Source organism: Cereibacter sediminicola (assembly GCF_007668225.1).
In the GTDB taxonomy this organism is placed as follows: Bacteria; Pseudomonadota; Alphaproteobacteria; order Rhodobacterales; family Rhodobacteraceae; genus Cereibacter_A; species Cereibacter_A azotoformans.
This window is the reverse complement of sequence record NZ_VDEK01000057.1, coordinates 1-10,871: the sequence shown is the minus strand read 5'-3', so window position 1 is coordinate 10,871 and position 10,871 is coordinate 1. Positions and strand designations below refer to the sequence as shown.

The 10,871-nt window shown below is 70.9% G+C and carries 12 protein-coding genes and 1 pseudogene; 6 read left to right on the top strand and 7 right to left on the bottom strand.

Going from position 1 to position 10,871, the window contains the following annotated elements; all coding sequences use genetic code 11:
- Positions 1 to 229: 229 nt before the first annotated feature.
- Complete coding sequence (locus FG154_RS19490) at positions 230 to 454, bottom strand: ATP-binding protein (protein WP_145111558.1); 225 nt, start codon at positions 452 to 454, stop codon at positions 230 to 232.
- Between FG154_RS19490 and FG154_RS19485 the strand changes: the two genes are divergently transcribed.
- The 4 genes and pseudogenes from FG154_RS19485 to FG154_RS19475 form a co-directional block, all read left to right on the top strand.
- The gene (locus FG154_RS19485) at positions 443 to 658 is read left to right on the top strand and encodes an EF-hand domain-containing protein (RefSeq protein WP_145111555.1); all 216 of its coding nucleotides are present in this window, start codon (positions 443 to 445) and stop codon (positions 656 to 658) included. The two genes, FG154_RS19490 and FG154_RS19485, sit on opposite strands and share 12 nt — an antisense overlap.
- The gene (locus tag FG154_RS21135; protein WP_186312457.1) at positions 659 to 802 is read left to right on the top strand and encodes a hypothetical protein; all 144 of its coding nucleotides are present in this window, start codon (positions 659 to 661) and stop codon (positions 800 to 802) included.
- A gap of 192 nt (positions 803 to 994) precedes the next feature.
- On the top strand, positions 995 to 1,249 hold the full coding sequence (locus FG154_RS19480) for a PepSY domain-containing protein (RefSeq protein ID WP_145111552.1): 255 nt from the start codon (positions 995 to 997) through the stop codon (positions 1,247 to 1,249).
- 30 nt (positions 1,250 to 1,279) lie between these two features.
- Positions 1,280 to 1,798, top strand: a pseudogene (locus tag FG154_RS19475) (cytochrome b/b6 domain-containing protein); the annotation flags it as partial.
- A 112-nt stretch (positions 1,799 to 1,910) separates the two neighbouring features.
- Here FG154_RS19475 and FG154_RS21610 read toward each other — a convergent pair.
- Complete coding sequence (locus FG154_RS21610; protein WP_246100471.1) at positions 1,911 to 2,150, bottom strand: hypothetical protein; 240 nt, start codon at positions 2,148 to 2,150, stop codon at positions 1,911 to 1,913.
- A gap of 333 nt (positions 2,151 to 2,483) precedes the next feature.
- Between FG154_RS21610 and FG154_RS19465 the strand changes: the two genes are divergently transcribed.
- Together FG154_RS19465 and FG154_RS19460 are read left to right on the top strand one after the other, a co-directional pair.
- Entirely contained in the window at positions 2,484 to 3,143 is a 660-nt protein-coding gene (locus FG154_RS19465; RefSeq protein WP_145111545.1) for a response regulator transcription factor, read from the top strand.
- Positions 3,140 to 4,456, top strand: a complete 1,317-nt coding sequence (locus tag FG154_RS19460) for a sensor histidine kinase (RefSeq protein WP_145111542.1) — start codon at positions 3,140 to 3,142, stop codon at positions 4,454 to 4,456. The genes FG154_RS19465 and FG154_RS19460 overlap by 4 nt, the downstream gene beginning before the upstream one ends.
- Here the strand turns inward: FG154_RS19460 and FG154_RS19455 are convergent.
- The 5 genes from FG154_RS19455 to FG154_RS19435 form a co-directional block, all read right to left on the bottom strand.
- Positions 4,438 to 4,818, bottom strand: coding sequence for a diacylglycerol kinase (locus tag FG154_RS19455; protein ID WP_145111539.1), 381 nt, complete (start codon positions 4,816 to 4,818; stop codon positions 4,438 to 4,440). The genes FG154_RS19460 and FG154_RS19455 overlap by 19 nt on opposite strands.
- Positions 4,819 to 4,829: 11 nt before the next feature.
- Positions 4,830 to 6,473, bottom strand: coding sequence for a phosphoethanolamine transferase (locus FG154_RS19450; RefSeq protein WP_145111536.1), 1,644 nt, complete (start codon positions 6,471 to 6,473; stop codon positions 4,830 to 4,832).
- 170 nt (positions 6,474 to 6,643) lie between these two features.
- A complete protein-coding gene (locus tag FG154_RS19445; protein WP_145111533.1) occupies positions 6,644 to 7,138 on the bottom strand; it encodes a DUF4405 domain-containing protein in 495 nt (164 codons plus the stop codon).
- Between the two features lie 149 nt (positions 7,139 to 7,287).
- The gene (locus tag FG154_RS19440; RefSeq protein ID WP_145111530.1) at positions 7,288 to 8,493 is read right to left on the bottom strand and encodes an efflux RND transporter periplasmic adaptor subunit; all 1,206 of its coding nucleotides are present in this window, start codon (positions 8,491 to 8,493) and stop codon (positions 7,288 to 7,290) included.
- Between the two features lie 3 nt (positions 8,494 to 8,496).
- Positions 8,497 to 10,818: an ABC transporter permease gene (locus tag FG154_RS19435; RefSeq protein WP_145111527.1), complete on the bottom strand. Its 2,322-nt coding sequence runs from the start codon at positions 10,816 to 10,818 to the stop codon at positions 8,497 to 8,499.
- Positions 10,819 to 10,871 lie beyond the last annotated feature (53 nt).

Genomic DNA, 10,871 nt, shown 5'->3' with positions numbered 1-10,871 from the left:
CGTGCCCCGGAACGCCTCCGCCCCCCGTCTGCCCGCCGCGGCACACCTCGCGGCGGGCATCCCCGAGAGGGGCGCCTCCCGCACCGAAAGCCCCTGCGCCACCTGCACGCTGAGTTGGTGCGACGCTCCCTGTTCCTCCGGAAGAACCGCCTGCCCCGCCTGTCCGGGACGCGGGAATTGACGGGGCGAAGGCGGGACGGGCCGGCAGCCGGATCGAGAGCCCGCGGGATCAGCCGTCGGCGCGGTCCAGCTCCAGCCAGACCTCGAGGCCGCCGCCCTGCCGGTTGATCAGCATCAGGCGCCACCCGTTCGCGCGGGCCAGTTCGCGCACGATGCCAAGGCCCAGCCCCGAGCCGCCGGTCGCACGGCTGCGCGAGGCGCCGGGGTCCAGCCGGAAGGCTCCGAAGCGCAGCGCGCCCGCGATCCAAGGAAGGAGACCATCATGAAGGTTCATCCAATCATTCCGGTGCTTCTGGTCACGCACCGCTTGGCACCCTCGGCCATCGCTCAGACCGGCAACGGGGCCGGAATGGGCCGCGGTGCGGGGTCAGGAATGCCGGTCCTTCGGTTGCCCCGCACGGATGAGGAATTCGCCACGATCTTCGCGGCCACGGACGGCGACGGCGATGGTGCCGTGACCGAAGAGGAGTTCATGTAGGTGCGCATGGGCCCCGGCGCGGCGCAGAACCGGGCATGGATGACGATGATGCAGTCCCGCAATGAGGCGAAGTTCGGCGTCCTCGGCACCGACGGCTCGGGCACGCTCAGCCTTCAGGAGTTCATCAACCGGCCGCAACCCTGACCCGCACGCGCCTCCGGCGGCACCCGGCGGAGGGAGGCGCCATTTCACTTCCGCCGACAGGTTGCTGTCAGGTTCGGCCACTAGTCCGACATCGTTGGCGGTGATGGCGGAGGCGCCCACCACCACCGACACTCGCTACCGGAGGGCATCTGCCCTTCGCACAATCCGAAACTGCCTCGCAAAGGACATCACATGCGCAAGATCCTGTTCTTCGGAGCGGCCCTGCTGGCCGCAGCCCCCGTCCTCGCCGCCGACATCTGCACCGATCATCCGAAGGAACAGTGGATGACGAAGGAGCAGATCACCACGCTGGCGACGGGCCAGGGCTACGAGATCAAGGGCGTCAAGGAGGAAGACGGCTGCTGGGAAGTGAAAGGCATGAAGGACGGCACGCGCGTCGAGGCCTATTTCGACCCGGTGAGCGGCGACCTCGTCAAGACGAAGTGACGCCGTGAAGATGGCGAATCGCGCCCGCATAGGGCGCGCGAGGTCACGGTATGGGATCCGGCTGACCGGATCTTCCACTGGACCCTCGCCGCGAGCATCGGCTGGGAGATGCTCGCCGAGGCGGGGACCGACAGCCACGAGGCGGTGGGTTACCTCGTTCTCGCGCTCGTCCTCTTCCGCCTCGCCTGGGGCTTTCTCGGCCCCCGCCACGCGCGCCTTGCCCATTTCGTGGCCCGCCCGGCGCGCGTGCTCGGCTACCTTGCCGAGATCGCCCGCGGCCATCCACGGCGCTACCTCGGCCACAATCCCGCGGGAGGGGCCATGGTGCTTGCGCTGCTGGCATCGGTGGCGGCCACCGCCGCCTCGGGCTGGGCCATGACCACGGACGCGCTCTGGGGCGCAGAATGGATCGAAGACCTGCACGAGACACTGGCCAATGCCACCGTCGCGCTGGTGGCGCTGCATGTGGCGGGCGTGCTGCTGGCCGGGCTCCAGCACCGCGAGAACCTCGTGCGCGCCATGATCACCGGCCGCAAACGCGGGGAGTGACGTCAGATCGCCGGGAACCAGTGCGGCCGTCGCGGAATTGCGCCGGACCGGGATCCACGGCACCTGACGGCCTGGCGTCACGGCCGGTCCTGCGGCGCGCGCAAGCTGCTGCCTACCAGAAATCGCGCCGCATGAATTCCGTCAGATCGCCGAGCCAGCTCGCCGGCGGCAGGTCGAGCACCGCAAGAGTCGCGACCAGAGCGACAAGGGCGCCGGCGACGAGCGCCTCGCGCCGGTGGCTCACGGAATGTGCCGCGGCGTTCCACACAAGGTTCTTCACCACGCTCACATGCAGAAGCAGATGCCAGAGCGCGACGGCGACGTAGAGGACCGAACCGACAAGATGCAGCATCTCCCAGCCGCTGCGGTCGAGGCCCCAGAGCCTCCAGGCGATGTCTCGCGATCCGCCCGCTCGGTGCCGCGACGAGCACGAGCCCCGGGCCGAGCATCAGCCCGGACTAAAGGGCGATGGTGAAGACGGCGGCGGCGCGCCAGGAACAGCGCTTTGCAAGCGACGAGGTTTGGATGGACATGGCAATTCCTCCTCCGGACCATCCTGGACCGGTCGGGCGAGATGTGCGATGCGCGGGGTCAATGACCACTCGAAGCCGGCGGCAGGGCCAAGCGACCCACACTTGACCCGCTGCCTGCCCCGGCGCAGGAAGGACGCCCCGGAGGGAGACCCATGCGCATCCTGCTTGTTGAAGACGACCCAGGCCTCGGCAGCGCGATCCGCGACCAGATCGCAGCCGAAGGCCATGCCGCCGACTGGATGACCGGCGTAGGCGATGCGGCGGCGGCGATGGCCACCGCGGTCTACGATCTCGTCCTGCTCGACCTGAATCTGCCGGACGGCAGCGGGCTCGACTTCCTGCGCGGTCTGCGGGGGCGGCGTCATGCCATGCCTGTGATCATTCTGACCGCCCGCGACCGGGTGACGGAGCGCATCGCGGGGCTGAACGCGGGCGCGGACGACTACATGGTCAAGCCCTTCGACCTGACCGAACTCGCGGCGCGGATCGGCGCGGTCTCGCGCCGCTACGCCGGAAATCCCAGCCCGCGCCTGTCGATCGGTCCGTTGCAGGTCGATGTCGCGGACCGGCGGATCGACGGCCCCGAGGGCGAGATCACCCTAAGCCAGCGCGAATGGGCCATCTTCGAGACGCTGCTGCGCCGGCCCGGCGTGGTCGTCCCGAAAAGCCAGCTGGAAGACACGCTCTATGCCTTCGACGCCGAAGTCGAAAGCAACACGATCGAGGTCTATGTCAGCCGCCTGCGCAAGAAGCTCGGCCGCGACCGGATCGAGACGCAGCGCGGCATGGGCTACCGGCTGGTGCGCGAATGAGCCGCCCGCGCAGCCTGGGCCGCGACCTGTCGCTGAGCCTTGCGGCGGGGATCGTGCTGACCTGGACGCTGGCGACGCTGGGCGCCGGCTGGGTGGTGCGCGAGGAGTTGGACGAGACCTTCGACAGCGCGCTGCAGGAAACCGCCGAGCGCCTGCTGCCGCTGGCGCTCGCCGGCGATCCCGGCCGGGCGGGGCCCGAGCCGCGGCGCATCGCACGCGCCGGCGAGCATTCCGAGAACCTGACCTGGGTGGTGCGTGACCGCGCGGGCACGGTGCTTCTGTGGTCGCAGGATGCCCGGCCTTCGACCTTCGCCAACCCGACGCCTGCCGGGTTCTCGACCAGTGGCGGCCACCGGCACTATGCGGTCTCGGACCGGACGGGGCGCTGGACGCTTGCCATCGCCGAGCCGCTTTCGAACCGGCGCGAGGCGGTGCGCGAGACGCTGGTGACCTTCGCGGCGCCGCTTCTGCTGCTTTTGCCGCTGACGCTGGCGCTGGTCGCGTGGCGGACGCGGGCAGGTCTGGCGCGGCTTGGCGATCTCTCGCGCGAGGTGCAGGGCCGGGACGAGACCGACCTGCGGCCGCTGGCCACAGAGGCGCTGCAGGTCGAGCTGCTGCCGCTGCGCGATGCGGTGGACCGGCTGATGGCGCGCCTCGGCCGGGCGCTGGCGACCGAGCGGAGCTTCACCGCCAATGCGGCGCACGAATTGCGCACCCCGATCGCCGCGGCGTTGGCGCAGGCGCAGCGCCTAATCGCCGAGGCGCCCGAGGCGCTCCGGCCCCGCGCGGCGCGGCTTGAACAGGAACTCAAGCGCCTCGCCCGGCTGTCCGAAAAGCTGCTGGAGCTGTCGCGGGCCGAGGGCGCGGGCGTGCTGGGCGAGGCGCCGCAGGATCTGGCACCGATCCTGGGCTTTGTGGTCGAGGATGCGCGGCACGGGTCCGACGGCCAACGGCTGTGCTGCGACATCCGCCCGCTTGCCGCGCGGATGGACCCGGACGCCTTCGCGATCCTCGCGCGGAACCTTGTGGAAAACGCGCTCTTGCATGGAGCGGGGCCGGTCGAGGTGGAGCTGGGGGCAGGCGGGCTTCGCGTGACGAATGGCGGGCCGCCGGTCCCGCCGGACCTGCTTGACCGGATCACCCTGCGCTTCCAGCGGGGCACCAGCCTGCGCGAGGGCTCTGGCCTTGGCCTTGCCATCGCGGCCGGGATCGCGAAGGGCGCAGGCTGGCGGCTCGAGCTGCTCTCGCCCGCGCCGGGCCGCGCCGACGGCTTCGAGGCACGGGCGATCCCGCCTCAGCCGGCCAGCGCATAGGCGAGGAAGGCCGCGTTCGCGCCGATCAGGCAGAGGACGGCGAGCGAGCCGAGATCCTTGGCGTCGCGGGCGAACTCGGCCCAGCCGGGGGCAAGATGGTCCACGATCACCTCGATCGCCGTGTTCAGCGCCTCGGCCGCCAGCAGAAGCAGGAACAGGATCACCGCGCCAAGAACCTCGGCAAGGCTCTCCCGTGCCGCCAGCAGCAGCGCGAGGCCCGCGGCGCCGGCGAACATCTCGTGGCGAAAGGCCGTCTCGCGCGCGAGACGCCGCAGCCCACCCAGCGAGTGCCGAGCCGAGGCCAGCAGGTGAGACGCCCCCTCGGCCCGCGGCGGACGGGGCAGATCGACATGGTCGGTCATGGGTGCCCTCCTCAGGACGTGCGGCAGGCCGAGACGCGGTCAAGCGCCGCGTCCCGCGCAGTGGTGCGGATGTCCATCAGCCCGAGCAGCGAATGGAACAGGTTGTCGTGGCTTGCCGGCTCCGCCGCGCGGTCGCGCAGGCACCCCTCATCCAGCGTCATCGCGGCGCGGAAGGGGGCCGACAGCCACAGCACCATCGGCACGCGCGTCTGCGTCTCGGGCGCCATGAAACGCGGCGCGCCATGCAGGTAAAGCCCGTTCTCGCCCAGCGACTCGCCGTGGTCCGAGACATAGACCAGCGCCGGGATCACCCGCTCCTGCTCCGCCATCCGGTCGATCATCGCGGCCAGCACATGATCGGTGAAGGCGATCGAGTTGTCATAGGCGTTGCGGATCTCGTCATCGGTGCAGCGCGAGAATTCGGCGCTGTGACAGGCGGGCGCAAAGCGCTCGAACGCGCGCGGATAGCGCAGGTGATAGGCCGGCCCGTGGCTGCCGATCTGGTGCAGGACAAGGACCGTGTCGCGGTTCATCGTGGCCAGCGTTCGGTCGAGCAGCGGCAGGAAGGCCGCGTCGGTGCATTCGCCCTCGGCGCAGGCGTCGCGGACCTCGGGCAGGCGGGCCGAGGCGACCCTCGCCGCGATCTGCTTGTCGCCGGTGTTGTTGTCCCACCATTCGACCGCGATACCGGCATGGGCCAGCACGTCGAGCAGGTTTTCGGTCCCAAGGCCCTTCTCCTGGCTGTAGCCGCGGCGCGGCAGGACCGAGAACATGCAGGGCATCGAGACCGCCGTGGCGGTGCCGCAGCTTTCGACCGCGGGGAAGTTGACGACGCCGCGGCGGCGCAGGTCCGGGGTCGTGTCGCGGGCGTAGCCGTTCAGCCCCCAGTTCTGCGCCCGCGCCGTCTCGCCCACCACGAGCACGGTCAGCACGGGCTTGCCTGCCGCCGCGAGCAGCGGACCCTTGCGCGCATCGAGCCCGAGCGGCGCCACCGCCACGTCGCGCGTCCGCAGCGCAAGTTTTGCGTAGCGGAGGGCCGAGCCGATCGGCATCGCGGGTTGCCAGGCCGAAACCAGCTCCCTGTGTTCGCGTAGGGCGGCCGAGAAGGTCTTGAAATCGCTCAGGATCAGCCCCGCACCGAGCGCCAGCGCCAGAGAGGCCGTCAGCGCAGAGCGCATCAGCCCGCTCCACCCCCTGTCGCGCACCGGCAGGCACAGCACGGCGAGGGCGGGCAGAAGGCCGAAGGCCAGAAGATGGATCAGGAAGCCCGGCGTGACGAGATGGCGGCCCTCGGCGACGGTGGTGGTGACGACGTTCTCGATCATGTCGCGATCAAGGGTGACGCCCAGCCGGTCCTGGAACCATCCGGTCGCCGCACCGAGGATCAGGAGCGCCGCCAGCATCGGCCGCCGCAAGGGCCCCATCGAGAAAAGCGCGACAATGAAGAAGGTGAGCGCCGCGATCGCCGCGCCGAAGACGAGAAGCTGTGGACCCGCCCCGAAGATGTCGAGGCTGCGCCGCCAGAAGGTGGCGTTGTCCGCGATGAGAAGGAAGCCCGCCACCGCGAGGTTGACCTGGAAGGCCGAGGGAAGCGCGCCCGCAGGCTCATCGAAGGGGGCCTGCGCCTTGCCCGCGCGCAGCTGGAATTGGAACATCTGAGAGACCTCTTGCCCGATCCGCTCCTGCTGAACGGGCAAGCTGACACCAGACTGAACCTGCACGGAAATCGCGCGACCGGCCGGCGCGCACCGTCAGGGTCCGGGTCCGTCGCGCCGCGGTCTTTGGCTCATGTGGCGGCGCAACCGCGCGCGCCGGCCCACGCGCCTCAGGGGCGGGCGAGCGCGGCGATGGCCTGCATCTCGGGCTTTCCGGACGCCTGGATGGCATCGACAAGCGGCTGCGAGGCGTCGGTCACCGGTATGCCGGCGGCGGTCAGGCGGGCGACCACATCCTCGGGCGTCGTGCCCAGGAGCGGCGCCAGTTCCGAGGCGGAATTGGCGAGGATCTTGTGCGAGAAGGCCAGCGGCGGCGGGCCACCCGCCTCACCCGAGCCGAGCGGCAGCAGGAACAGCGCCCCGGCCAGCGCCGAGGCGGCCAACGCGATCCCCATCGGCCGCCGGCGGAACTGGTTCAGGAAGCCGCGCCAGTTCTTCCAGAGATGCAGGGCGAAGGGCAGGATGAGCACCATGCTCAGCCATTCGTGCATTCCATGAAAGCCGCCCGGGCCGATGTGAAAGAAAAGCGCGATACCGGAGATCAGCGAAACAAGGAAGAGACCCGTGATGAACGGCGTGGCGTAGCGTCCCAGAACTGAGGACATGACTGGCTCCTGCATGTGGCCCCGGAGGGGCGGTCAACCGACGGCAGCGACGGCTCCGGCGGCTCGATGCAGGTGAAACGGTCGTGGCGCCCGAGGCCGTCGCCGAAACGCACGGGTTGGGAGGGGCTGCGACACCCCGCCGCAATGGGTCAAGGGGCGTCGCGCGGCGCGATCCGGACCGCCTCGGCGAGCCGGTTGCCGGCATAGAGCACGACCCGCGCGCCGTCTGCGATGCCGCCGAGAACCTCAACCGTGTCGGTTCCGCGCCGGCCGACCGCGACGGGTGTCAGCACGGCCCGCCCCGCCTCCTCGCGGAACACCGCCCAGCCAGCGCCGTGACGGAAGAGCGCACCCTGCGGCAGCTGCAGCACCTCCGCGCCGGACCAGACCACCACCTGCACGAAGACGCGGAAGCGGTCGCCGAGGCCGGGCCTTTGCGCGGCCGGGGTCAGGATGTCGAGCCTCAGGCGCACCCGCTGTTCCTCGATCCCCAAGGCCGAGACGCGGGTGAAGGCTGCGGGCTCGATCTCGCGCACGCGGGCCTCGAGCACCTCGCTGCCTCCCCAGCCGTCGATGCGCGCGGGCATCCCCGGGCGCACCTGCACCGCGTCCGACGACAGCAGGTCCACCTCGATCTCCAGATCGGCCAGATCGCCGATGGTCAGGAGCGGGCCACCCGCCAGCACCAGCCGCGGCCAGAGGCTTGCCACCGCAAGCACGGTGCCGCCCTGTGGCGCCCGGATCTCGATGCAGCAGTCCTCGCCGCCCTGTGCGGCCGCATTGCCCGGCCCGAGAAGCTGCGCCCGCATCCGTTCCAGCGTCGCCCGGCGCAGCTCCAGCTCCGACTGCGCCGAGAGATCGGCGCTCCGCGCGGTTTCCAGCCGCTGCGCGCTCTGCTCCAGCATCTCGTGCGAGACGATTCCGCGGTCGGCAAGCGTCCGGTGCCGCGCCTCCTGTGCCTCGGCAAAGGACAGTTCGGTTCGGGCGGCGGCGAGGTTCGCTTCGGCCACCCTCACCGAGGCTTCGGCCTCGGCAACCGCGGCCTCGGCCTGCCGGCGGGCGCGGATGTCGAGAAAGGCCGGCTCGGCCGGTTGCAGGATCGCGACCACCGTCTCGCCCGCCACGACCCTGTCGCCCACCTCGACCGGCGAGCGCGCGGTGGTGCCGGTCAGGGGTGCCGTGACCGCGTAGGGGTCGCGGACGCGGGTGATGCCCTCGGCCTCGACCGTCACCTCCATCGGCCCGAGGGTCACCTCGGCCAGATCCACCGGAACGGGGTCGGGGCGAAGGGCGGCGACCAGCCCCACGACCAGCGCCGCCGCGAAAAGACCGATGAGGATCCTGCCGCGCGCCATCGCCTACTCCCGCGCCTTCAGCGCCGCCACAAGATCCATCCGGTCAAGCCGCCGCCGCACCGCGAAGGCCGAGCCGAGCGCCGAGGCCAGCACGATCAGCGCGGCAAGCGCGTAGGTCCGGCGCTCGATCACCAGCGGCAGGCTGACGACATCGGTCGAGAAGCCCTGAGCCATCAGCGCCGCAAGGCCATAGCCGCAGAGCCATCCCGGCGGGATCGCCAGCACCGCCAGCAGCATGAGTTCGCCCACCAGCACATAGCCCACCTCCGCGCGCGAGAAGCCGAGAACGCGCAGGCTCGCCAGTTCCTGCGCGCGCTCCGACAGCCGGATCCGGGCGGCATTGTAGACCACGCCGACTGCGATCAGCACGCCGAGAAGCGTGTAGATCGCCGTCATGATGCGGACGTTCCGCGACAGGGTCTCCTCGAACTGCTGCCGGGCGGTGGTCCAGAGCACGAAGCCCGCCACCGCCGGCACCTGCTTGACCTGCGCGAGCAGGTCGGGCATCGCGGCGGGATCGACGGCCAGATCGATCCGGTCCACCTGCGGCACCTGTCGCAAGCGGGCAAAGAGGGCGGCTTCGGCCATGTGGACATCCTGCCCCATCGTCTGGCCGATGACCGCCGCCACCGGCACCTCCCAGCTCTCGCGCGGGCGCGCGAGCAGCTCGAGCGTCACCCGGTCGCCGGGGGAGATCCGCAGAAGATCGGCGAGCGAGCGGGGAACGACCAGCCCCTCGCCCGGCACCTCCACCACGCGGCCGCGGTCATCGACGAGCCGCGCGAGCCGCACCTTGGGCGCTGCCGCCCGGAGGGCCACCACGCGCGAGCGGGGTCCGTGGTGCAGTCGCACCGGCAGGCCGAAGGAGCCCTCGGCCCGCAGGACGCCCGGCAGATGGGCCGCGTCCTGCACCACGGAGGCGTTCCGCGCCTCGGTCAGCGTCAGCGTCACGTCCTGCCGGTTCGCCCGGCCGAAAAGCTCCTCCACCATCAGGTCGGTCGCATCGAAGGTGAAGAACGAGGCCACCAGCACCGCCACCGCCGCGGCAAGACCCGCAAGCGTCAGCGCCGCCCGCCCCGGCCAGCGCAGCAGCGCGCGCAGGATCATCATCGTGGTCTGGCGCAGCCCCGCGGCTCGGCCCAGCCGGTCGAACCAGCCCTGCCGAAACAACGGCGGGGCGGGCGGCGCCATGGCGACGGCGGGCGGAAGGCGGGCCGCCGCCAGCACCGGGCGCAGCGCACCCAAGGCCACCGCGCCCAGCCCCAGCAGGCCCGAAAGCGCGAAGGCCCCGCCTCCCGGCACGAAGATCAGGAAGGGAAAGCGGAAGTAGTCGCCGTAAAGCCGGGTCAGCGCCTGCCCGAGCCAGCCTCCCGCAGCCCAGCCGATCAGCACGCCGGCAAGCCCGATCCCGAGCGCGAGCTTCAGGTAATGCGCGGCGAGGACGGACGTCGGATAGCCGATCGCCTTCAGAAGCCCGATCTGCGCCCGTTCCAGCGCGATCAGCCGCGCCAGCACCATGTTCACGAGGAAGGCCGAGACGGCGAGGAAGATCGGCGGCAGGATCACCGCCATGGCGCGCAACTGCTCGAGTTCGCTGCTCAGAAAGGCGTGCGAGACCTGCCGGTCGCGGCCATGCGCCCCGCTGCCGCCGTAAGGCGCAAGCAGCCGGTCGAGCGCCGCGATTACCGCCGCCTCGCTCGCACCGCGGGCAAGGGTCAGCGTCACCTCGTTGAACGCGCCGTCGAGATCGGCGGCCGCGGCGGCGGCATCGCCGTTCATCCAGATCAGCCCGAAGCGGCGGTCGTCCGGCATCAGCGTGCCGGGCGCGAGAGTGTAGACGAACTCGGGCGAGAGGACATGTCCCGCCACGGTCAGCCGGCGCCACTGCCCGTTCAGGATTGCACCGAAATCGTCGCCCGGCTGAAGCCCGTTCGCCTCGGCGAAGGGTTCCGAGATCAGCACCTCCTCGGGGCGCAGCGGATCGGGCAGGCGCCCCCGCCGCAGCACCGGCAGGTTCAGGATGGGCAGCCCCGCCTCGGGCAGCGACAGGACACGTGCCGTGGCGGGTTCGGGCAGGCCCTCCAGATCCAGCGTGACATCGAGCGTCACGCGCGGCTCGGCCAGCGCGACACCGTCGATGGCCCGGATCCGCTCCATCAGTCCCAGCGGCGCGCGCGTGGCGGTGGCGAAGACCTCGGCGAAGCGGTGGCGCTCATAATAGGCGTCCCGCGTCTCGGTCAGCGCGCGCTGGGTGCCGGTCATCAGCACCAGCACCATGACGCCGCAACCGAGCACCAGCGCGATCGCCAGCCCCTGCGCGCCCATGTATCGACCCAGTTAAAATCTGCTCATGCTACAAGGAGAGACGTAGCGATGAG